Raw genomic sequence first — 24,039 nt, forward strand, 5'->3', positions numbered from 1 at the left:
TCGCCTGACCTACAAGAGATTCGATTAATGCAAACCACGCAGCAGGATTCCTTCCAGGACATTCGCGAAGCCGTACGCGATCTGTGCCAGCAATTTTCCGGCGAGTATTTCCGCAAAATCGACGAAGCACGCGGTTATCCGGAAGAATTCGTCGACGCGCTCACCAAAGCCGGCTGGCTGGCCGCGCTGATTCCGCAGGACTTCGGCGGCTCGGGGCTGGGGCTGACGGAAGCGTCGGTCATCATGGAGGAAATCAATCGCGCCGGCGGCAACTCGGGCGCCTGCCATGGCCAGATGTACAACATGGGCACGCTGCTGCGCCACGGTTCCGAAGAGCAGAAGCAAAAGTATCTGCCGAAGATCGCGTGCGGCGACTTGCGTCTGCAATCCATGGGCGTGACCGAGCCGTCCACCGGCACGGACACCACGAAGATCAAGACCACCGCCGAGCGACGCGGCGACCGCTATGTGATCAACGGCCAGAAGGTGTGGATCTCGCGCGTGCAGCATTCGGACCTGATGATTCTGCTCGCGCGCACCACGCCGCTGTCGGATGTGAAGAAGAAATCGGAAGGCATGTCGATCTTTATCGTCGATCTGCGTGAAGCGATCGGACACGGCATGACGGTGCAGCCGATTCTGAACATGGTCAATCACGAGACCAACGAACTGTTCTTCGATAACCTTGAAATCCCCGCCGAGAATCTGATCGGCGAAGAAGGGCAGGGCTTCAAGTACATCCTCGACGGTCTGAATGCGGAACGCACGCTGATCGCCGCCGAATGTATCGGCGACGGCTACTGGTTCGTCGACAAGGTCACCGAATACGCGAAAGAGCGCATCGTGTTCGGCCGTCCGATCGGCCAGAACCAGGGCGTGCAGTTTCCGATCGCGCGCTCGTTCATCAATGTCGAGGCGGCCAGCCTGATGCGCTTCGAGGCGGCGCGCCGTTTCGACGCGCATCAACCGTGTGGCGCCCAGGCCAACATGGCAAAGCTGCTTGCCGCCGATGCTTCGTGGGAAGCGGCCAACGCGTGTCTGCAATTTCACGGCGGCTTCGGCTTTGCGTGCGAGTACGACGTCGAGCGCAAATTCCGTGAAACGCGTCTTTACCAGGTCGCGCCGATTTCCACCAACCTGATTCTTTCGTACGTGGCCGAGCATATTCTCGGGCTGCCGCGTTCATTCTGACTTTCGGGCGCAAACACCATGAGACCACTCGACGGTATCAAAGTCGTCACGCTCGAACACGCGATCGCCGCACCGTTCTGTACGCGCCAACTGGCGGATCTCGGCGCGCGGGTGATCAAGATCGAGCGACCCGGCGTCGGCGACTTTGCGCGCGGCTACGACGAGCGCGTGCATGGACTGTCGTCGCATTTCGTCTGGACCAATCGCTCGAAGGAGAGTCTTGCGCTCGATCTGAAGCAGCCCGCCGCGACGGAGATTCTCGACGCTCTGGTCGCCGACGCGGACGTGCTGGTGCAGAACCTCGCGCCCGGCGCCGCGGACCGGCTCGGTCTCGGTTACGACACGCTGAGCGAGAAGTATCCGAAGCTGATCGTCTGCGATATTTCCGGCTATGGTTCCGACGGCCCCTACCGCGACAAGAAAGCCTACGACCTGCTGATCCAGAGCGAATCCGGTTTTCTGTCGATCACCGGTTCGCCGGGCGAGCCGGCCAAAGCGGGATGCTCGATTGCCGATATCGCGGCGGGCATGTACGCGTATTCGAACATTCTGAGCGCGCTGCTCCTGCGCGGTCGCACGGGACGCGGTTGCCGCATCGACGTGTCGATGCTGGAAAGCATGGTCGAGTGGATGGGTTATCCGCTCTATTACGCAATCGACGGTCAACCGCCGCCCGCGCTCTCCGGCGCGGCGCACGCCACGATCTATCCATACGGACCGTTCCCCGCCGGCGACGGCAAGACGGTGATGCTCGGTCTGCAAAACGAACGCGAATGGAAGCTCTTCTGCGAGCGCGTGCTGGTGCAACCGGAACTCGCCACGGACGAGCGCTTCAACTCGAACTCGAAACGCACGTCCGCGCGTGACGCCTTGCGCGAGGTGATCGTCGCGGCCTTTGCGAAACTGAGCGCGGCGCAGGTCATCGAACGGCTCGATGACGCCGGCATCGCCAACGCGCAGATGAACACGCTCGGCGACGTATGGGCGCATCCGCAGTTGAAGGCGCGCGAGCGCTGGCATGAAGTCGGCACGGCGGCGGGCGTGGTGCCCGCCTTGTTGCCGCCAGGTTTGCCGGCGGACTTCGAGCCGCGCATGGACCCGGTTCCCGCGCTCGGCGAGCATACCGACGCGATCCTGCGCGAACTCGGTTACGACAGCGCGCGTATCGACGCGCTGCGAGCTGCCGGCACGATCTGAATGTTTTGCTGTGCCGGCGCGCGAACGATGCCACGCCGGCGACCTGAACGAATACGACGCGATCTCATCATGAACGACCATCCCAGTCTGACGCTTGCCACCTTCGCCGCTCAACTCGACTTCGACAGCATCCCGCACGCAGTGGTCGAGCGCACCGTCAACCTTTACGTCGACTGGCTCGGTTCGGCGTTGGCCGGCAAGGGCGCACGGCCGGTCGAGACGATCGCGCGGTTTGCGCGCCAGGCCGGCGGCGCGTCGAACGACGGCCCGAGCGAAGTGTTGATCGACCGCAGCCGCACCACGCCGTATTTCGCGGCGATGATCAACGGCGCGGCGTCGCACTTCGCCGAACAGGACGACGTGCACAACGGCTCGGTGTTTCATCCCGCGACGGTCGTCTTTCCGGTGGCGCTCGCGCTGGCGCAAGCGCATCGCAAGTCGGGCCGCGATTTGATCGCGGCGGCGGTCGCGGGCTACGAAGTCGGCATCCGCATCGGCGAGTTTCTGGGTCGCTCGCACTACAAGGTGTTCCATACCACCGGCACGGCCGGCACGCTGGCGGCGGCGGCCACGGCGGGACGGCTGCTCGGTTTGTCGCCGGTGCAGATGCTCGACGCGTTCGGCTCGGCGGGCACGCAGGCAAGCGGCCTGTGGGAGTTTCTGCGCGACGCCGCCGACTCGAAGCAACTGCACACGGCCATGGCCGCGGCCAACGGACTGATGGCCGCGCAACTCGCGGCCGACGGCTTCAAGGGCGCGACGCACATTCTCGAAGGCGCGCAAGGCATGGCGGCGGGCATGTCGAGCGACGCGGATCCGGCGCGCCTCGTCGACCGCCTGGGCAGCCGGTGGGCGACGGCGGAGACATCGTTCAAGTATCACGCGGCATGCCGTCATACACATCCCGCGGCCGACGCGTTGCTCGCCGTGGTGCAGGAACACCGTCTCGCACCGCGTGATATCGCGAAGGTCGTGGCGCACGTCCATCAAGGCGCGATCGACGTGCTCGGCGCGGTCGTCACGCCGCGCACGGTGCATCAGGCGAAGTTCAATATGGGCACGGTGCTGGGACTCGTCGCGCATCACGGTTATGCGGGCGTGACCGAATTCGAGCAGGGTTTCGACGCGGACGCGATCGCCGCCTTCCGCGACAACGTCGAGATGGCCTTCGACGCCGAAGTCGATGCCGCCTATCCCGCGCGCTGGATCGGCAAGGTGACGGTCACGACCACCGACGGCCGCACGTTCACGGGCCGCGTCGACGAACCGAAAGGCGACCCAGGCAATACGCTGTCACGCGATGAGATCGCCACCAAGCTGCATCGACTGGCGGCGTTTGCGGGCGCGGCCACCGAAGGCGAGGCCGCGCGATTGCTCGGCAACGCGTGGCAAATCGCGGGGCAAACGCAGGTTGGGTCGGTCTTCGAAGCAGAGTCCAACGCGACGGTGGCCGCATGAGCGTCGCGCTGCCGCGCTCCTATCTGTTCGTGCCGGGCAATCGCCCTGAGCGCTTCGAAAAAGCGCACGCGGCCGGCGCGGACGCAGTGATTCTCGATCTCGAAGATGCCGTGCAGCCCGATGAAAAACCGGCGGCGCGCGCGGCGGTGCTGGCCGCTGTATCGGGCGATGCATCGCGGCCCGCATGGGTGCGCATCAACGGCTCGGACACGTCGTGGTTCGACGAGGATGTCGCCGCGCTCGCCGGGCAACCGGGGGTCGCCGCGATCGTGTTGCCTAAAGCGGAGACGCGTGAACAGATCGACGCAGTGCTGGCGACGGCGCATTCCACACTGAGCGTTTTGCCGATCGTCGAAACGGCGCGCGGATTTGCGAGCCTCGCGGTGTTGTGCGCCGCGCCGCGCGTGCAGCGCATCGTGTTCGGTACGCTGGATTTTCAGATCGATCTCGGTATCGACGGCGACGGCGAGGAACTGCATCTGTTCCGCTCGCAGATCGTGCTGGCCTCGCGGCTTGCCGGGATCGGCGCGCCGGTGGACGGCGTATCGACCACCATCAGCGACACCGACAGTATCGAAGCCGACGCTCGCCGCGGGCGCCGCTTCGGCTTCGGCGGCAAGCTGTGCATTCATCCGAAGCAGATCGATGCGGTGCATCGCGCCTATGCGTGGAGCGAGGCGGACAAGGCATGGGCGCAACGTGTGCTGGCCGCGGTGGAAACAAGTCACGGCGCGGCGGTGGCGGTGGACGGCAAGATGGTCGATATGCCGGTGATTCTGAAGGCGCGAAGGATCCTGGCGGGCGCATAGGCCGAGGCCAGCGAATCGCCGACGCATAGGCGCGGCCTGGTCATTAACCGCGACGAAACATCGGCTTCCAATAATGCCAATTCCCTGAAGAAGCGGCGTGACGCAATCTTGACGTCACGCGGAGGGGCGCATTCGCGCCGCGTTACCCAAGACCATGCATAGAGCCGTCGCCATATAAAGACAGCCATGCATAACTGTTTTGCGTGCGCGGTCCAGCCGCGCACGGACCACGAGGAGACACAATTTGGCAACCGTCAATTCCGGCGCGCGGCTCGACCGCCTGCCCATCAGCCGTTTCCACTGGAATATTCTCGGCCTGATCGGCGCGGGCGCTTTCCTCGACGCATTCGATATCTATCTGGCCAACGGCGCGTTAGCCGCGATGGTCAAGAGCGGCTTCACCGATCTAAGGCTCGGTTCGTTTTTCATCTCCGCGACCTTCATGGGCATGATGATCGGCGCGGGTCTGTCCGGTTATCTCGGCGACCGGTTCGGCCGGCGTTATTCGTATCAGGCGAACCTGGCGATTTTCGGCCTCGCGTCGATTGCCGCGTGTTTTGCGCCGAATATCTACTGGCTGATTCTGCTGCGTTTCATCATGGGCGTGGGGCTCGGCGCGGAACTGGTGGTGGCGGCCGGGACGTTATGCGAATTCGTGCCGCCGGCCACGCGCGGACGCTGGACTTCGCTGCTCGCGTTGATCATCAATTCCGGCCTGCTCGGCGCGACGGCGATCGGCTATTGGGTGATCCCGCATCTGGGCTGGCGCTACATGTTTGCGATTGCCGGGATCGGTGCGCTCGTCGTGTGGTTTCTGCGGCATCGGATGCCGGAATCGCCGCGCTGGCTGGAGACGGTCGGACGGCTCGACGAGGCCGAGGCGACGGTGTCGGCGATCGAGCGGCAAGTCGAAGCGCGTGTGGGCAAGTTGCCGCCGGTGGCGCGCGTGATGAGTCATGAGGTGCCGGCCGCGCCGTTCTCGGCGCTGTTCGCGCGCGGCATGATCGGCCGCACGCTGGTGGCGGCGCTGACCTGCATGGCGATCAACATGTCGCTGTATGGATTCGTCGCGTGGTTGCCGACGTTCTTCGTCAAGGAAGGGCTGACGATCGTGCAGTCGCTGGGATTCGTGCTGTTGATGTCGTTCGGCGCGCCGGCCGGCGCGGTGGTCGGGTATCTGGTCACGGATCGGATCGGCCGGCGCAACGGCATCGTGCTGTTCTCGCTCGTGACGATCGCGCTCGGCTTCGTGTACGTGCAGATGCGGACGCCGGCGGCGATTTCCGTGGTTGGGTTCGCGCTGGTGACGGCGATCTATACGGTCTGCACGCTGGGACTGTTCGGTTACATCCCGGAGTTGTTTCCGACTGCGCATCGGCTGCGGGGAACGGGTGTCGCCGGCACATGCGGACGCGCCGCGTCCATGTCCACGCCTTATGTGGCGCTGTTGTTGTACACGCACTTCGGCGTGACCGGCGTGCTGACTATGGTCGGCGGGGTGCTGCTGTTGCTGAGCGTGGCGATCCTCGCGCTGCGGATCGAGACGAGTCAGCAGACGCTCGAGGACATCTCGCCCGATGCCGATCTGACGCCAGCCGGAGAGTTGTTCGAGAAGTCGGTATAGGCGATTGAGCGCATGAGCGCGGTCCGTCGATTCGCTCTTTCAGACGCGATCGCGCTCCAAAGGAACCGCACCTCGATGCCGCACCACTGCGCTCGCGGACCAGCGCGTGCCCCGCTTTTGTGCGCGCTTCTGGCTGGCGCGTGTATCGACGACGCTTGCGCCGCGGACGTAAAGCGTTCAGCAGACGGCCGGTGCCGCCGCATCGCTTTCGCATTCGGCCAGCAACGAAAGCAGCTTGTCCAGCGCGAACGGTTTCCTGAGAAAGCCTTTGACGGGTAAGGCAGGCGCTTCGCCGCTGCCGCTCGTCAGAATGACGGGTACGGACGCCAGTTCACTGCGGGCCTGCATCGATTCGATCAGTTCGGCGCCGTCCATGTTGGGCATGCGCCAGTCACACACCACGGCGCTCACGCGCGTGCGTTGCAGTCGTTCAAAAGCTTCGGCGCCGTCCGCCGCCGTGGCGACCGTGTAACCGCGGCCGACCAGCACGGCGCGCAGCGCGGACAATGCCTCGGGTTGGTCGTCGACCAGTAATACGCGACTCATATTGCTTATGCCTGAAATATTCGGTTGGACTGGGCCTCGGGTATTCGTGGCGCCAGCCGTGACAGGGACGTGGGCTAAATTGCCATGGGGGTTGTCCTGTCGAGCCACAGGTTAAAGCAAGTGCTGTGCCTAGAGATATGCGGCGGCGCGTAACCGTGGCTTGCGGGGAGTCAGAATGCGCCGGCCAGAATCCGTGCAACACAGCGCGGAGGGGGCACGAGAGCGCATTGCAGGGAATCGATAAGGTCGCGCGCGCCGATCCGGGCATGAAGGTCGGAGCGCGAGCGGTAAGCGGTTCAACGCTTACCTGTATTGCTGCGTCCAATGCATGAAGTTGCGGGCGAGACCGGCAGCTCTGCCGAAACGGTTTAGCGCTTCCCGCACGCCCGGTTAAGATTGGCCTTTGTCTTGCGAGCGCCCAGCGGCGCTTCAACCCAGGCCTTCATCATGCATTTCGATTTCGTGGACTTGCGCTTGCTCCTCAATATCGCCGACACGCAAAACCTCGCGCGCGCGGCGGAGCGCTCGCATCTGTCGGCGCCGGCGGCAAGCAACCGGGTCAAGAATCTCGAGGAACAACTGGGTTTCAAGCTGCTCTATCGCACCAGCCAGGGCGTGACGCTGACGCCCGCGGGCGAAGCCTTCGTGCATCACGCGCGGCTCGTGCTCGAACGGGTCGAGCATCTGGCCGGCGACATGCAGGAGTACGGCGAAGGCATCAAGGGACACGTGCGCATCTGGGCGAACACCACCGCGATCAGCGAGTTCATGCCGGCCGTGCTGAGCCATTTTTTGCGCGATCATCCGGACGTCAACATCGACCTGCGCGAAGTGTTGAGCGGCGAAATCGTCAAAGGCGTGGCGGACAGCGCGACGGATATCGGCATCGTCGCGGGCAATGTGCATGCGGAGCATCTGGAAATGCTGCCGTATCGCGACGACCGGCTGGTGCTGGTCACGTCACGCGATCATCCTTTGGCACGTCTGGCGTCGGTCGACTTTGCGCAAGTGCTCACGGCCAATTTCGTGAGCTTGCCGACGTCGAGCGCGATTCACGCGTTCATCACCAGTGCCGCCGATGCGCTTGGCGCGCGGCTGAAACTGCGCATTCAGGTTGGCAATTTCGAAGCCGCTTGCCGGATGATCGAAGCGGGCGTGGGCATCGGCATCGTGCCGGAATCGGTCGCGCTGCGGCACAAGAAGACGATGCAGATCGCCACGGTCGGACTGAACGACCCGTGGGCGGAGCGCAAGCTCAAGATCTGCGTGCGCAGCCTCAAGGACCTGCCGCCGTTCGCGCGTGTGCTGGTCGACAGGCTGATGGCGGGCATTTGAGGCCGACGTCCGTTGACGTTCACTCCTGCGCGTTGTCGGCCCGGTTGCGCCAAGGCGCCGCCAGCGCGGCCCGTGCGAACGCGTCGAAGTCAGAGGCCTCGTATTTCCAATAAGAAACGAGCGCGGCAGGGCTGGCGTGCTGGCGCGTGGTTCGTGCCGGTGCCGGCAACGTACGGCGCGGTGGGCTCGACGTGCTAGCCAGTCCATGCAGAGCAAGCCTTCCCGAGCTTTCCGCAGGCCGGCTTCGGGCAAATACCCTTGCCGCCGCAAAAACCCGCGTGTATAGTTTCCGAACTTACTCTTGTTTCGCATCGGAAATTAAAGGGATTCTCATGGACGCTTCCACCATCCTCGCCGACCTCGGCATCGCCCACGCGGCGCAAGCCGGCGACATCGCGGTTCACTCGCCCATCACCGGTGACCTCATTGGCCGCGTGGCCAGCAATACGGTGGCGGAAGTCGACACGGCCCTCGCCCAGGCGAAAGAGGCGTACACCGCCTGGCGCAACGTCCCCGCGCCGCGGCGCGGCGAACTGGTGCGTTTGCTCGGCAATCGTCTGCGCGAGAAAAAGCAGGCGCTCGGCAGCATCATCACGCTCGAGACCGGCAAGATTCTTCAGGAGGGCTTGGGCGAAGTGCAGGAAATGATCGACATCTGCGATTTCGCGGTCGGTCTGTCGCGTCAGTTGTACGGTCTGACGATCGCCTCGGAGCGTCCGGGGCATCGCATGGCGGAGACGTGGCATCCCATGGGCACCTGCGTCGTGATCTCGGCGTTCAATTTTCCGGCCGCGGTGTGGTCGTGGAATGCGGCGCTCGCGCTGGTCTGCGGCAATGCGGTGATCTGGAAGCCGTCGGAAAAGACGCCGCTCACCGCGCTCGCCGTCAATCAGATTCTCAGCGAAGCGCTGCAAGAGTTCGGCGACGCGCCGGCCGGCCTCACCGCCTTGATCAACGGCGGCCGCGATGCAGGCGCGAAGCTGGTGGCCGATCCGCGCGCGTCGATCGTCAGCGCGACGGGCAGCACGGAAATGGGCCGCACGGTCGGCGTGGAAGTGGCGAAGCGCTTCGGCCGCTCGCTGCTCGAACTCGGCGGCAACAACGCGGGCATCGTCACGCAAACCGCGGATCACGAGCTCGCCATGCGCGGCATTCTGTTTTCGGCAGTGGGCACGGCGGGCCAGCGTTGCACGTCGCTGCGCCGTCTGTTCGTGCATGAGAGCGTGTACGACAAAACCATCGAGCGTCTGAAGCAGTTGTACAGCAAGGTGCCGATCGGCAATCCGCTCGAAAAGGGCACGCTGATGGGTCCGCTGATCGACAAGCAATCGTATGGCCGCATGCAGGAAGCGCTGCAACAGGCCACCGCCGAAGGCGGCAAAGTGTTCGGCGGCGAACGCGTCGACGTGAAGGGCTATGAAAACGGCTACTACGTGCGTCCGGCGATCGTCGAAATGCCGTCGCAAACGTCGGTGGTGCTGAAGGAAACCTTCGCGCCGATTCTGTACGTGTTGCGCTACACCGATTTCGCCGACGCAGTTGAGGCGAACAACGCGGCGGTGCACGGTCTGTCGTCATGCGTGTTCACGACCGATCTGCGCGAAGCGGAGCGCTTCCTGTCCGACTCGGGCAGCGACTGCGGCATCGCGAACGTCAACATCGGACCGAGCGGCGCGGAAATCGGCGGCGCGTTCGGCGGCGAGAAGGAAACCGGCGGCGGCCGCGAGTCGGGTTCGGATGCGTGGAAGGCCTATATGCGCCGTGCCACCAACACGGTGAACTACTCGTCGGCGCTGCCGCTCGCGCAGGGTATCGACTTCAATATCGGCTGATACCGTTCGCTCCAGCGGCCAAAAAGCAGCGGCGCATTCTTGCGCCGCTGCGGCTTTACACAACCTTCTTCAGCAATCCGTTTGCGCCGCCGGCGTTTACGAGCGGCCACGCTACTCGTGGAGTAAGACGTGAGTTCCAAAGTCGTGATCGTCGGCGGTGGGGTGATCGGCAGCTCGATTGCGTATTTCTTGCGGCTGTCCGATCCGACAGTCAGCGTCACGGTGATCGAACGCGATCCGACTTATGCGCGCTCGTCGTCGGCATTGTCGGCGGCGTCGATCCGTCAGCAATTCTCCACACCGCTGTCCATTCAGATGTCGTTGTTCGGCATCGAGTTTCTGCGCTCGATCGGCGAACGGCTCGAGGTCGACGGCGCCAAGCCGTCGATCGATCTGCACGAAGGCGGCTATCTATTCCTCGCGACGCCCGCCGGCGAGACGACGCTGCGCGAGAACCACGCGCTGCAAACGAGTCTCGGCGCCGATATCAGTCTGCTCGACAGCCACGCGTTGCGAGCGCGCTTTCCCTGGCTCAACACGGAAGACCTCGTGGCCGGTGCATACGGTGAAAGTGGTGAGGGCTGGTTCGACGGCTACGGACTCGTGCAGGCGCTGCGCAAGAAGGCGCAGTCGCTCGGTGCGCGCTACGTTGCCGCCGATGTCACCGCCATCCATCGCGATGGCAAACGCGTCACGCAAGTGCAGACGGCGAACGGCGAGACCTATGCTTGCGATGTGGTGGTCAATGCCGCCGGCGCGTGGTCGCGCAAAGTCGCGCAAATGGTCGGCATCGACATCCCCGTCTACGCGCGGCGCCGCAGTATTTTCAACGTCACGTCGCCGGGGCAGCTCGAACGGTGTCCGTTGCTGATCGATCCGAGCGGCGTGTATTTCCGTCCTGAAGGCAAATCGTTTATCTGCGGCACGTCGCCGTCAGCGGATAACGACCCTGACGATCTGCCACTCGACGAGGTCGATCATGCACTCTTCGACGAGGTGATCTGGCCGACGCTCGCGCATCGTGTGCCGCAATTCGAGGCGCTGCGTGTGCAGAACTGCTGGTCCGGCTATTACGAATACAACGTGCTGGATCAGAACGCGATCATCGGCTATCACCCGGATGTCGATAACTGCATTTTCGCCAACGGTTTTAGCGGACACGGTTTGCAGCAAGGCCCGGCAACGGGGCGCGGCATCAGCGAACTGATTCTGCATGGCCGCTACACCACACTCGATCTGGGTTCGTTGAGCTTCACGCGCGTGCTCGAAAACCGGCCCATCGTGGAGAAGAACGTGGTGTAGCCGCGCGCGCCGGGGTGATGCGGAAAACGCAATACGTAGTGCGTAGATATCGTTTGCCGCCCATCCTGACGACGACCACAATCGACGCCGATCTTCCCTCTCGAAACAAGCGGCCCGTCACCATGTTCACGTTCAATCCCGCATTCGAAGCGCCGACCGGTTCGCCAATCCGCGAGCTTTTCAAGTATCTGGCGCAACCCGGCATGATCTCGTTTGCCGGCGGTTATCCGGCGAGCGATCTGTTCGATCGTGAAGGGCTTGACGCCGCTGCGGCACGCGCGTCGCAACACACCACGCTCTGCCTGCAATACGGTCCCACCGACGGCCTCCTCGTTCTCAAGGAACAACTCGCGCAGCTGATGGCGCGCCGTGGCGTGTCGTGTACGCCGCAGGAATTGCTGGTGACGACCGGTTCGCAGCAAGGCTTCGATCTGCTGCTGCGCGTGATGGTCGCGCCCGGCGACGTCGTGCTGGTCGAGCAGCCGGCTTACCCTGCAACCTTGCAGGCGCTCAAGCTGCAAGAGGCCGACGTCGTCACCATCCCCGTCGATCAGGACGGCCTCGATGTCGACGCGCTCGCCGCGCTTCTCGAAGCCGGCACACTGCGCCGCGCACCGAAGCTGTTGTACACGGTGCCCACCTTCGCCAATCCGACCGGCGCGACTTTGTCTCTTGAACGCCGCACGGCTTTGCTGAAACTGGCGGCACGTCACCGCTTTCTGATCGTCGAGGATGATCCCTACGGCGATCTGCGCTTTAGCGGCACAGCGTTGCCTTCGCTGCTCGCCCTGAGCGAGCAGGTGCCAGGTTCGCGCGATTGGGTCGTGCATTTTTCCAGTCTGTCGAAGATCGTCGCGCCGGGTTTGCGTGTCGGCTGGATGCTCGCGCACGCGGAGATTCTTCGGCGCTGCGTCGTCGCCAAGCAGACCGTCGATCTGTGCAGTTCGCCGTGGACCCAGGCGATCGCCGCGGAGTACCTCGCGAGCGGTGCGCTGGAGCGTCATTTGCCGCGCATCGTCGACGCCTACGCCGTGAAATGCCGCACGCTGTGCGATGCGCTCGACGCGCAACTGGCGGAACAGATCGCGTTTCATCGTCCTGCGGGCGGCATGTTCGTGTGGGCGCGATTGAAGGCCGGTCAGAATGCGTCCGATTATCTGCGCGCTTGTATCGAGCGTAATGTCATGTTTGTGCCGGGCGTCGCGTTCTATAAAGACAATATCGATTCGTCGGCATTGCGCTTGTCATTTGCCGCGCCCGGTGTGGCCGATATCGAAACCGGCGTGCAGAGAATGAAGCTGGCGCTCGAGCATTTTTGACGACGGCTAAGGCAGTACTCGCGTAAAGTAGTAATCACGATGCTTGAAATAAACCCGGCGAGCACACAGCGTGCAGCCGGGTTTTTTTACGCGTACGCTAAATTAAGCGGATTTAGCATAAAGGCTCCGAACGAGTAATGCCATGTATGCCGATGGGCCCTGTGCGCAAAGCGTCGAGCCATGTGCCACGTGTTCCTGCCTATAAGTGCCGCACTGGCTTGCGCCGGTTTAACGAACCGAATCGGCGCATCCAACAAACACGTTTCCTAATGGCTTAATGAGGCACATGTCCGATTTTTGTCAAACTCCTCAAGCAAGTCCGACTGTTAAATAGGAAGCGTCGCTGGTTTTCAGTTAAAAATATCGGTTATCATCGCTGCCTTCGGAGATTGATCCCGCTGGCTTAATCAGCCGGGCATCCGCGTTAATACCGTCGCATCGAACCAGAAGAAATCAGATGAAGATGTCGCGCAAAAAGATTGCAATCCTGGTAGTCGGTCTTCTGGTCGTGGCCGGCGTGATCATTCAGGCGGTGTGGCGTCCATTTGCGCATCGCAAAGTTGCCGAGAATAGCGAAGTCGTCCTCGATATTCATCACCCTGACGCGGTGATCGACAGCGAAGCGCTCTCGCGTTTGCCGCGCGACATTCTGCGCGTGCCGCTATTGCACGACGTGCTGACGCAAGACTTCGTCGACTACTACGAATCGAGCAATACGCGGCTGTCCGCCGAAGGCGCGCTGCGGCGTCTCGCGTTCGAACATCAACTCGACTGGCGCGACGAACTGATCCGCCGCGTCTTCGACGAACCCGCGCACGTGCTGCTGTGGCGCTCGCCCGACGGCCGCCTCGGCTACTGGGTGATATCGATGCATCGCAACGGCTTCGCCAAGCTGCTGCAAGGCGTGGGCAACCTCGCCACGAGCGATGCGCAACTGAGCCAGGTGGCGAAGCTCTCCGGCGACGTGCCGGTCTATGCATTGAAACTCGCGGTCGGCCGCACGCTGTTGTTCGCCACCAAAGAGGACCGCCTGGTAGTGCTGTCCGCGCCCGGCGTATTGCTCGACGGCAAGGGCGGCTTGCTGAGCGAGCGTGCCGACGCCGTGTCCGAGATGCTTTCATCGGGCCGTGACGACGCCGCGCATGCCTATCGGCTCGACGCGTCCGGCGACGCGCCGAAGGGCCATCGGCTGGTGGTGTCGGCGAATTACCTGTCGTTTGGTTATCAGGCGTTTTTCTCAGGCATCGACGCGCTGCGCTTTGAGTTCTCGCCGAACGGCAACGCCGCGGCGAACTGGCAAACCTCGGCGCTGATCGAGCCAGGCAAGTTGCCGCAGCAATGGAACGGCGCCGACCTGTGGCGCGCTTTGCCGGCCAATGCGGCGGTCTGCACGAGCTTGCCGGCGGACGGGAAAGAGGCCTCGGGTCTGTTGGACAAGGTGACCGACGGCGGCGCGGACAACGCCGCCGCGATCGGCGACCAGCTCACCGGTCCCGCGGCGGTGTGCTGGTATGCGAAGTCCACGCTGGTCGCGCCGGTGTTCGTCGCGCGCGTGAAGCAGCAGGACGCGGCCGGCATCGCCGCATTGAAGACCGCGCTCGGCAAGACTTTCGGCAACGTGATCGGCGCCTATGAAGCGAAGGCGGCCAAAGCCGACGGCGCCGATTCGGGCTATCGCCGCTTGCCGGTCACCATGCGTGACCAAGGGGCGGATGTCACCGTGTGGCAGCGTCCGGTTAGCGCGCGTTCGGGCACGGCGGTGAGCAGCAAGGCGTCGTTCGCGTCGCAGTTGTCGGCGGAACGCTATTTCCCGGTTACGCTCGCACTCGCGCACGGCTATCTGATTTTCTCGCCGGACGGCCGGCTCGTCGACGACACGCTCGCGGTGCTCGACAAGCGCTATCCGGCGCTCGCCGATACGCTCGCGCCGCAACGTCTGCCGCGCACGATTCTGACGCTCACGCCGTCGTCGGCTGCCGCGCTGATCGAACGCGAGGCCGGCGCGGCGTTGCCGGCTGATCAGGAAGCGGTGTTCCGCAACGCGTCGCGCACGCACCTGGTGCCGAAGCTGCACGCGCTCGCTCATTACCCGCCGGTTTCGCTGACGCTGCCGCGGGACCTGCCGGGCTCGACGGGCTGGGTGCCGGTGGAGTGGTGGTTCGATCGCGCGAAGGCCGATGCCGGTGCGAATACCACCGCTGCCGATACGCCCGCGGATCAGCCCGGCACTGAGGGCGACTGAGTGCGCCGCCTTCGTGTCTCCTCGCGCCGCGCATGGCTCGCGCGCATGGCTTCACTATGCGCGCTGGCAAGCCTCGCACCCTGCGCGCGCGCGCTCACCAGCACCGCCGCATCCCCTGACCCCGACGCACTCTCACCGCAACAATCCGCGGCGTTTCGCGCGTGGTTCGCGCGCATCGTCGACCAGCAGATGCGGCGCGGACCGACCCCGCGCTGGACGCAACGCGATTGCGCGGGTCTCGTGCGCTTCGCCGTCGGCGAGACACTCAGGCCGCACGACACCAAATGGCTGCGCGCCAACGGCATGACCAGTCTCGCCGATACCAGCAGCATGCCGCCCGAGCTGCAACTGTCCGCGTCGCAGCGCACGATCGCCAACCGCTGGACCCAGCTCGACGGTTCCACCGGCGCGTACGCATCAGCGATCGCACTGATTCAACGCAATAGCCGTTTTGTTTCGAAGGACGTGAACCAGGCGTTGCCCGGTGATCTGCTGTTCTTCGACCAGGGCGACGACCAGCATCTGATGATCTGGCTGGATCGCTACATCGCTTATCACACAGGCACCGTCACGCCGACCGATACCGGTCTGCGCGCCGTCGCCGTTTCCGACCTGATGCAATGGAAAGATTCCCGCTGGCAGCCGCTCGACGGCAATCCGAATTTCGTCGGCGTGTTTCGTTTGGACTTTTTGACACCATGACCCGAATGATTTCCGTCACGCCATCGAGTGCTTGGTTGGGCAATGCGCGCCGTCGCGCGGCATGCACGTTCGCCGCATTGCTCCCGGTCTTGCTCGCGGCCATGATGCTCGCCATCGCACCGGCCGCCCATGCCGACGACGACGCCTCGAGCGCCGCCGCCGCCGATGCCAACATCGCCGGAAATCCGACGCTGCAGACAGCGCCGTCGAGCAATTTCAGTTCACAGAAGGTCGACGGTCAGCCGTTCTTCCTGCTTTCGGACGCGAGCTTCGGCAGCGATCAACTGGCGCAGGTGCGGCTCGAAGCGCCCGGCCGCGATTTCAAAGACGCGTTGCAGGCTTTTGGCGGCGCGGACATCGTCGTGTATCGCGTGCCGAAGCCGCTGGACTTTCTGAAGGCGCAAAAGAATCTGCATCGGTTGAATGTCGCGCCGAACTATCAGGGCGAAGGGCTGGCGAACACGCTCGCGTATCTGTGGGACCGCTGGTTTACCGAAGCACGCCGCGCATGGCAGCGTGTGTTGTCGTTCGCGACCCGCAGCAAGGCGACCGAAGCGGCGCCGCAATTCAAACTCGGCGAGCAGACCGGCAAGCCGACGCAATTCGAGCCGAACTCGCAATTCGCGCCGCTCAAAGGTTACGACATGGTCGCGCGTTTCCGCTATCCGATCTGGGATGCGAAAGTGATCGAACCGCCCAAGGGCGTGAACCTCGCGGGCAGCAGCAGCAACTTTATCGAAGCCAGTTCGGGCAACGTGATGATTCCGGTCGGCAAGCTGCCGCCGGGGCTGTATATCGTCGAGGCGGTGATCGGCAACTATCGCGCGCACACGCTGTTGTTCGTGTCGGACACGGTGGCGGTGGTGAAAGCGGCATCGAGCGGCATGCTGGTGTGGAGCACGCGGCGCGATAACGGCAAGCCCGTGGCGAATACGGAAGTGAACTGGACCGACGGCGTGGGTGTCCTGCAAAGCGGCTCGACCGGCAACGACGGCGCGTTGGTGCTGCAACACGTGAGCCCCGAGCGCAGCTATGTGCTCGGCACCGATCCGCAAGGCGGCGTGTTCGTCTCCGAGAATTTCTACTACGACAGCGAGATCTACAACACGAAGATCTATGCAGTGACCGACCGACCCATGTACCGGCCGGGTGATCCGGTGCATGTGAAGTTCATCGGCCGCACGTTCCAGAACGCGACGCAATCGTCGGCGCCGGCAGAGGCCGATATCAAGCTCGACGTGCTCGATCCGAACGGCGCGCCGGTGGCGACCAGCAAGGTGCATTTCGCGTCGGACACGGGCGCGGACACCGCGTTCACGCTGCCCGCCGATGCCACCGCCGGCGGCTACACGCTACGCTTCGACTACAACGGCGATGTATACGGCAGCGCATTTCGCGTCGCCGAATATGTGAAGCCGCACTTCGACGTGAACCTGTCGATGGACAAAGCCGACTACGCGACCGGCGAGACGCTGAAGGGCAAGATCCAGTTGCGCTATCCGGACGGCAAGCCGGTGCGCGACAGCAAGATCTCGGTCACGCTGCGCGCGCAGAAAGTGACGATCGTCGACGGCGAACTGCGTTATGCGGGACTCTTTCCGGTCAAGCTCGAACAGCAGGAACTGAAGACGGATAGCGACGGCAACGCGAGTCTCACGCTGCCGGCCGCGAAGGAGCCGAGCCGCTATGCGTTGACGCTGTTCGCGCAGGACGGCGCGGCATACAAGGTGCGCGTGACGCGCGAAGTGCTGATTGCGCGTGGCGCGACGCCGTATCGTTTGACCACCGCCAAATCGTTCTCGCAACCGAAGGAAGCAGTCAGCTTCGATCTGCAGGCGCTCGGCGCGATTGATCCGGCGTCGCATGCGCCGTCGAAATGGGAATGGACGCGCCTCGAATCGCAAACGCATGGCGAAGGTGCATTGAAGGGCGCGAGCGCGGGCGGCAAGCTGTCGTTCCCGGTGACGTTCGACGAACCGGGTTCCTACATGTTGTCGGTCAAGGACGACTTGGGCAACCTGCTCGCCGCGTCCAGCCACTGGGTCGCGGGCGATGGCCTGAAGGCGATTCCGGGCAGCGTAGAGATCGTGTTCGATCGCGACAAGTACAAGATCGGCGATACCGCCGAAGCCCTGATTACCTTCCCGATGCCGGTGGACGACGCGTTGCTCACGCTCGAACGCGACAACGTCGAGCGTCGCGCGCTGCTCACGGCGGGTGGCGACTGGCTGCAATTGCAGCGCGTGGCGCCGTCGCAATGGAAAGCGCGCATCGAGGTGGGTGAAGACTTCGCTCCGAACATGACGTTTTCGGTGCTGTACGTGCACGCCGGCGAATACGTGTTCCAGAACGCAGGCATTGTGGTCGCGCAGCCGCAGATCGAACTGAACGTGAAGAGCGACAAGCCGGTGTACGGTCCGGGCGACACGGTCACGCTGAATTTCGACAGCACGTTGAACGGTAAGCCGGAAGCGGCGAATCTGACGGTGAGCGTGGTCGATGAAATGGTCTACGTGTTGCAGCCGGAAATCGCGCCGAATATCGTCGACTTCTTCTATCACCCGCGCCGCAATAACGTGCGGACTTCGTCGAGCCTGTCGTTCATCACTTATGACCTTGCGCGCTCGCCGCTGAAGGGCGCGCCGGGTGGACCGCAACGCGCGAACTACAACGAGCGCGGCGTGAAAGTGCTGGAACGGCCACGCCGTGACGATCAGGACACGGCCGCGTGGGAAGGCAGTCTGAAAACCGACGCGAACGGCCATGCCACCATGACGTTCAAGATGCCGGATTCGCTGGCGCGCTGGCGCATCACGGTGCGCGCGGCGGCGCCGGACGGCATGGTCGGTCAGCGCACCGCTTACGTGCGTTCGGACAAGGCGCTGTATCTGAAGTGGAGCGGACCGTCGCACTTCCGCGTCAACGATCAGCCGGCCATCGACATGATCGCCTTCAATCAGACCGACGCGGACATGGACGCGCAGTGGGTGGTCGAAGGCGGCGGGCTGTCGCTCAATCAGAAGGTCACGCTCAAGCGCGGCGCGAACTATCTGCGTCTGCCGAGCGGCGCGTTGAAAGATGGTGTGATCAATGCGACGCTGCGCGGCGCGGGCAAGGATGTCGATCGTCTGCAAACAACGATTCGTCTCGACGCGAGCGGGTGGCTCGATCTGCATCAGAACACGGTGGCGCTCGACGGCTCGAACAAGCCGCTCAATCTGCCGCAAGATGCGCAGGATGTCGGCGTGCGGTTCATCGGCAGCGCGCAAAGCCAGTTCATGCGCGTCGCCGACGATCTGATCAACTATCCATACGGTTGCGCCGAGCAGACCTCGAGCCGTCTGATTCCGCTGGCGCTCGCGCATGATGCGATCGGCCACGGCCGTGGCTACGACGATAGCGCGAGTTCGACGCAAGGGCTCGAAGCGCTGCTGCGCAACCAACGGCAGCGTCTGGCGATGCTTGCGGGCGTCGGCGGCACGTTCGGCTGGTGGGGCGATACCACCGGCGGCAGCGCGCTGATCACGGCCTATGCGTATTACGCGGACTGGCTCGCGAGCCGCAGCCTCGGCATTAGCCTTCCCGCCGACAACTGGCAGCACGCGATGGACGTCTATCGCGATGCCGGGGCGAAAGAGCCGCTGCTGCATCGTGCGCTGGCTTTGTGGTTCATGCAGCAGATGGGCTTGCCGGTTGCGACGCCGGTGTCGGGCGTCGCCGCGGACCTGATGAGCGATGCGGCGGCCACGGCCAATGCGCCCGCGCGCAACGGCACGTACGGCGTGTCGGACAGCATCGTGTTCGCGCAAGCCGATTCGCCGCGCGGCAAGCAGATGGCGACGCTGCTGATCGCCAGCATGGCGCGCAGCACGAGCGCGCAATTGCCGGATGGCTTCGACGCCGCGGCAAGCGCCGCGCGTACCGCGTCGAGCAACGATCCGGCGCCGCTCGTGCAAAGCCTGCTGGTCATGTCGGGCGGCGACGGCGGCGCGGCGGTCGATGCATCCGCCTTGCTCGCGAAGAGCAGCGCCGATTATCCGACGCTCGATCGTGCGTTGACGCTGCTGTGGTTGCGCAAGGCGCTAGGCGGCGATGTGCCGGCCGCGTCGTTGCCGTCGCTGCAAGGTGCGGGCTGGACACGCGCCGCGACGCCGACCGGCACGCCGCTCTACAAGTGGACCGGCGCGGGACTGCCGACCACGCTCGACGCAGGCGCCGCGCGTACCGACGTCAACGCGCTGGTTTCGTTCCGCAGTCATACGAGCGAGGACAGCCGTCTTAACATCACCATCGAGCGCCGTTTCTACAAGCTCGAACCGGTCGAGATCGCGGTCGATCCGAAGAAGGGAGCAGCGGGCGGCGAGAGCCAGTTGGGCCGCTCGACATTCACCGCGCGTCTGGTGAAGCAGGGCGACGCGATCGACAGCAACGCGCTGTACGTCGACGAAGTCACGCTCACGCCGCGCTCCGGCAACGCGTACCACTACGGTCTGCTCGACGTGCCGCTGCCGCCGGGCGGCAATGTCGAGGCGACGAGCTGGGGCGTATCGATCGACGGTCTGCCGGGCGCGAAAGATGGTGCCAGCGGTCCGCAGCCGTTCCAGCGCGTTGCGTCGTATGAGATGGGCGAGCTGGCTTATCACCAGCCCGTGCCCTTGCTCGACCGGCCGGTCACGCTGCGGCAACTGGTGCGCTTCGCGTTGCCGGGCACGTTCGCGCTGCCGCCCGCGCGCTACTTCCGCATGTATCAGCCGGACGCGAAGGCGTTCGAAGGCGGCAAGAGCGATCGCGTGACGACGTTGCGCATTCAGTAAGCGAGACGAGACCGCCATGTTCCGCACGCTTCGGCCTCTACGCGATCGTCTGGCAGCCAGGCTGCGGATCGCGCTTGCCGTGGGCGTCGGGTTCGGTTGCTGTGTTTGCAACGGCACCCTCGCGTATGCGGCGACTTCATCTCAAACGGTGTCCGGTTCGCAGATGCTGCGCTTCGCCTGGCTGCGCGACGGCCAGAGCCAGCTTTGGCAAGTCGACGGCAGCGGCGCCGCGGTCGGCTTCTCGCCGCAGGGCGCGGGTGTCTTGCCCGCGACGCTGGAGACGCCGCTCGGCAGCGTATGGAAGCTGTTCGTCTACGGCTATCTGGTGGACCGCAACATCGCCACACCGGACTACGCCTGCAACGGCGGCGATCCGGAAGAAGTGTATTGCTGCATGACAGGCGGTCACATCGACCGTGAACACGCGTTGGTGCAGTCATGCGGGCTCTTTTTCGAACCCGCGCGCCTGCAGCTCGATTCCGCCGACTGGCGCAAGTATTGGACGGCCGCTCACGCGCCCGCATGGCTGCGCGATCTGCATGCCATGACGCCCACGCGCCGCGTGCCGGTGACCGAACTGCTCGCCGCCTTGCAGGCGATGCCCGTCCGGCCGCGCGAAGCGGCGGCGAGCACGCTGGTGTCGGTGCTGACCAGCGGACGCGGTGAAGGCACGGTGTCGCTTTACGGCAGCGTGCTGCGCGCCAAGACGTGGACGATGCCGGACCCGGCGCGTCCGGGCGCTTCGATCGGCGGCGCGGCGGGCTGGCTCGCCGACGGCACGCCGGTATGGTTGGGTGGTCCGGGCGGCAGCGCGCGCGTGCTGGCCGCCGCCGCGCCGCGCATCGCCCCACTGCTCACGCAGGTCACCGTGCCGGACGACGGCGCTTGCGTGCTGGTCGACTTCTTCAGCCGCTATCCGATTCGCGAAGTGCTCGGCGATAAAGGACCGGCCGCTGCGTCCGAGGGTCCGTTGCGCGGTGATTTCCGGGTCGGCTTCGTCAATGGCAATTGGGCGCGGGTGACGAGCCGCGGCGAGCTGCGACTCGATCGCGATGCGGCCGGCGCGCCGCAAGTGGTCGGCCGTTTCGGCATGAACGACTATGTGGCCCGTGTGGTCGAGCGCGAAGGCGACACGAGCCAGGCGGAAGCGGCGAAGGCGTTGGCGGTCGCGGCGCGCACCTACGTCGTACAGCACGGCAACCACGATCACGGCTGTTTCCGTATCGACGACAGCAGCAGCACGCAGCGCGTCCTGCCACGCGCGCCGACGGCCGCCGCGCGCCATGCCGCTGATGTGACCGATGCGTTGGTGCTGACCGGTGTGCCGGTTCAGTATCACCACGACAAGGCCGCGCCGGGACAGATGAGCTGGCACGCCGCGAAGTCCTCCGCGCAAACCGGCCTCACTTTCGACGCGATTCTCGCGCGTACCTGGCCGCAAGCGACGCTGACTTCGTTCCAGAGTCCGCTATCGGGCGACTGCGTCGAGGTGGCCGGCGCGCAAGCATGGCTGCAACGCAACGCGCCGTTGTGGGCGCGGCGCATGGACGGCGCGGCGGGCTACGAAACGCCCGATCTGCCCGCGGTGTGCGCCGTGCGCGAAGGTCGGCCGTATGCGGATGCGCAGCGCAATCGCGTGTACGTGTATCGCTTGCAGACCGAAGAGGACCGTATCGCGTTGGCGCATGAATACATCCACCTCGCGTTCCAGCATCATCCGCGTGGGCTCGATGAGACGTTCGTCGAGCGCACCGCGCGCACGCTGATTCGTACCGACAATCCGATCCAATGAATACCGTCTCGCGCTCGCCGATATCCTTGTTGCGCTGGTCGCCTTCGCGGCTCGCCATCCGTGTTCGCGCCGTCGTAACGCTGGCCGCGGTCGGGGCTGCGCTTGCGCTCTGCACTGCTGCGCCGAATGCCGAAGCCGCCGACGCCGACGGCGCGCTCGCCGATCTGACCGGCGCGTTCGGCGGTTGGCGTCACAGCGGGCTGACGAACGAGGGCGAGCATTTCTTCGCGGCTTATCCGCGGCCACCGGTCGATCGCGGCGCGCAGCGCTATCGCACGCTGATCGAGGGACGCCTGAAGCACATCGACAAACACGCGCGCAAGCCGCCGACGCTGGTCGTCAACGGCAGTCCCACACCGCTTTATACCGACGACGAAGGCTCGTTCGCGCGGCCTTGGGCGTTCGGCGCGGGTTCGAACAGCATCGAGCTGATTTCCGCCGACGGCAAACAGCACCAGCGCATGCAATTCTACGAAGCCGACCGCAGCAAGCCGCAGGCCAAGCTGCGCGCGATGGTCACGTGGGATGATCCGCATGCGCAGGTCGATCTGCATGTGATTACGCCGGGCGGCCTGCATGCCTTCTTCGCCAATCCGACGCTTGAGGACGGCAGCGGTTTCGACGTCGATTCGGTGGACGGCGCGGGGCCGGGGATCTTTTCTTCGGCGGCACCCGAGCATGGCACGTGGCTGTTCTTTCTGAATTACTGGGGCAATTTCGATTCGACCGGCTACAACTTCGACGCCGCCGCGCACGATCGCGACGTGATTACGGCGACGTTGACGCTGGTGTTCAACGAAAACACGCCGAACGAACGGCGTGAAACGATGGTCGTGCCGCTGCGCAAGATCGGCGACCTGATGCTCGTGAAAAGCGAGCGACTCTGACAGCGGGATGGGAGCAGTGACGATGAAGGTCGAGACGACGGGTTGGATGATGGCGAGCCGCGGTTGGCTCGCAATGGCCTGCGTGGCTAGTTTGGCCTGCTTGCTGGTAGCGCCGGCGGCGCACGCGAGCGACATCGACTTCGCCGCGCCGTTGAACGGCTGGCGCAACACGAGTGGCGATAGCGAGCGTTATACGCAGGACGTGCACTACCCGGCGGTGGCGGTGTCGACGCCGGAGGGGCAGTCCAAATTCGCGCTGATCGAAGGGCGGATCCGCAACACGCCGAAGAAGAAGGGCACGTCGGTGGGCACGCTGGTGGTCGACGGCACGCCGCTGCCGCAGCGCGTGGAAGAGGACGGCAAGTTCTCGCGGCCGTATGCGTTTCCTGCTGGCAGCAACGGCGTAGAACTGCGCGCGCCGGACGGCAGCCGCAAGCGCGTGCAGTTCTACGACGCCTACAGCGGCAAGACCCAGCCGAAGCTGCGCGTGCTGCTCGCGTGGGACACCGATGGCACCGATCTGGATCTGCACGTCGTCTCGCCCGACGGCGCGCACACCTGGTACGGCGAGCGCGTCGCGCCGAACGGCGGCGCGCTCGACGTCGACGTGACGACGGGCTATGGGCCGGAGATTTACTCGTCCGCGGCGCCGTTGAAGGGCACGTATCTGGTCTATGTGAATTACTACGGCAGCGGTAATAGCGGCGCCGATATGACCGTCGCGCAGGTGACCATCATCACGAACGAGAATACGCCGAACGAAAATAGCGAAACGATTCGCGTGCCCATGCGCAAGGCCGGTGAATTGACGCTCGTGAAAACGTTTGTCTTGCCGTAAAAGCAGCGGACGCGAGTGGCTTATGATTTTTCTGAGCGCGACGATGCGAAATGGCTTAATTTGTTGATAAATCTTCACTTAATAAAAGCGAGATTTTCATTAAGTAGGAAGAGTGTTTATAAATCAACAAAAGCGTGTAATGATCGCGCTC

General features: G+C 64.2%; 16 protein-coding genes. 15 read left to right on the top strand and 1 reads right to left on the bottom strand.

All coding sequences use genetic code 11. The features are described 5' to 3' along the window. The first annotated feature begins 27 nt into the window (after window positions 1-27). From ACQKRQ_RS34420 to ACQKRQ_RS34440, 5 genes are all read left to right on the top strand, one after another. A complete protein-coding gene (locus ACQKRQ_RS34420; protein ID WP_427481941.1) occupies window positions 28-1,191 on the top strand; it encodes an acyl-CoA dehydrogenase family protein in 1,164 nt (387 codons plus the stop codon). Window positions 1,192-1,209: 18 nt separating this feature from the next. Beyond that, window positions 1,210-2,388, top strand: a complete 1,179-nt coding sequence (locus ACQKRQ_RS34425; RefSeq protein ID WP_427481942.1) for a CaiB/BaiF CoA transferase family protein — start codon at window positions 1,210-1,212, stop codon at window positions 2,386-2,388. A gap of 69 nt (window positions 2,389-2,457) precedes the next feature. After that, window positions 2,458-3,846, top strand: coding sequence for an MmgE/PrpD family protein (locus tag ACQKRQ_RS34430; RefSeq protein ID WP_427481944.1), 1,389 nt, complete (start codon window positions 2,458-2,460; stop codon window positions 3,844-3,846). After that, window positions 3,843-4,655: an HpcH/HpaI aldolase/citrate lyase family protein gene (locus ACQKRQ_RS34435; RefSeq protein ID WP_427481945.1), complete on the top strand. Its 813-nt coding sequence runs from the start codon at window positions 3,843-3,845 to the stop codon at window positions 4,653-4,655. Before ACQKRQ_RS34430 ends, ACQKRQ_RS34435 begins: the two co-directional genes overlap by 4 nt. A 244-nt stretch (window positions 4,656-4,899) precedes the next feature. Continuing rightward, window positions 4,900-6,279 (top strand): MFS transporter, encoded by a 1,380-nt coding sequence (locus tag ACQKRQ_RS34440; protein WP_427481947.1) that lies wholly within the window; start codon window positions 4,900-4,902, stop codon window positions 6,277-6,279. A 177-nt stretch (window positions 6,280-6,456) separates the two neighbouring features. Here ACQKRQ_RS34440 and ACQKRQ_RS34445 read toward each other — a convergent pair whose 3' ends face one another. Next, complete coding sequence (locus ACQKRQ_RS34445; protein ID WP_132383951.1) at window positions 6,457-6,825, bottom strand: response regulator; 369 nt, start codon at window positions 6,823-6,825, stop codon at window positions 6,457-6,459. A gap of 447 nt (window positions 6,826-7,272) precedes the next feature. Between ACQKRQ_RS34445 and ACQKRQ_RS34450 the strand changes: the two genes are divergently transcribed. The 10 genes from ACQKRQ_RS34450 (at window position 7,273) to ACQKRQ_RS34495 (ending at window position 23,888) form a co-directional block, all read left to right on the top strand. Further along, window positions 7,273-8,160, top strand: a complete 888-nt coding sequence (locus ACQKRQ_RS34450; protein WP_408178606.1) for a LysR family transcriptional regulator — start codon at window positions 7,273-7,275, stop codon at window positions 8,158-8,160. Between the two features lie 332 nt (window positions 8,161-8,492). Continuing rightward, on the top strand, window positions 8,493-9,992 hold the full coding sequence (gene amaB, locus ACQKRQ_RS34455) for an L-piperidine-6-carboxylate dehydrogenase (RefSeq protein ID WP_427481949.1): 1,500 nt from the start codon (window positions 8,493-8,495) through the stop codon (window positions 9,990-9,992). 129 nt (window positions 9,993-10,121) lie between these two features. Continuing rightward, the gene (locus ACQKRQ_RS34460; protein WP_427481951.1) at window positions 10,122-11,294 is read left to right on the top strand and encodes an NAD(P)/FAD-dependent oxidoreductase; all 1,173 of its coding nucleotides are present in this window, start codon (window positions 10,122-10,124) and stop codon (window positions 11,292-11,294) included. Between the two features lie 122 nt (window positions 11,295-11,416). Then, a complete protein-coding gene (locus ACQKRQ_RS34465; RefSeq protein ID WP_427481979.1) occupies window positions 11,417-12,613 on the top strand; it encodes a PLP-dependent aminotransferase family protein in 1,197 nt (398 codons plus the stop codon). A gap of 457 nt (window positions 12,614-13,070) precedes the next feature. Next, complete coding sequence (locus ACQKRQ_RS34470; protein ID WP_427481953.1) at window positions 13,071-14,855, top strand: DUF2138 domain-containing protein; 1,785 nt, start codon at window positions 13,071-13,073, stop codon at window positions 14,853-14,855. A gap of 45 nt (window positions 14,856-14,900) precedes the next feature. Next, on the top strand, window positions 14,901-15,557 hold the full coding sequence (locus tag ACQKRQ_RS34475) for a DUF1175 domain-containing protein (protein ID WP_427481955.1): 657 nt from the start codon (window positions 14,901-14,903) through the stop codon (window positions 15,555-15,557). Beyond that, window positions 15,554-20,371, top strand: a complete 4,818-nt coding sequence (locus tag ACQKRQ_RS34480; RefSeq protein ID WP_427481957.1) for an alpha-2-macroglobulin family protein — start codon at window positions 15,554-15,556, stop codon at window positions 20,369-20,371. The genes ACQKRQ_RS34475 and ACQKRQ_RS34480 overlap by 4 nt, the downstream gene beginning before the upstream one ends. A 16-nt stretch (window positions 20,372-20,387) precedes the next feature. Then, window positions 20,388-22,163, top strand: a complete 1,776-nt coding sequence (locus ACQKRQ_RS34485; protein ID WP_427481959.1) for a DUF2300 domain-containing protein — start codon at window positions 20,388-20,390, stop codon at window positions 22,161-22,163. An 80-nt stretch (window positions 22,164-22,243) separates the two neighbouring features. Further along, window positions 22,244-23,050: a YfaP family protein gene (locus tag ACQKRQ_RS34490; protein ID WP_427481981.1), complete on the top strand. Its 807-nt coding sequence runs from the start codon at window positions 22,244-22,246 to the stop codon at window positions 23,048-23,050. A 22-nt stretch (window positions 23,051-23,072) separates the two neighbouring features. After that, complete coding sequence (locus ACQKRQ_RS34495; protein ID WP_427481960.1) at window positions 23,073-23,888, top strand: YfaP family protein; 816 nt, start codon at window positions 23,073-23,075, stop codon at window positions 23,886-23,888. Window positions 23,889-24,039 lie beyond the last annotated feature (151 nt).

The organism is Paraburkholderia sp. NPDC080076 (assembly GCF_050281145.1).
In the GTDB taxonomy this organism is placed as follows: domain Bacteria; phylum Pseudomonadota; class Gammaproteobacteria; order Burkholderiales; family Burkholderiaceae; genus Paraburkholderia.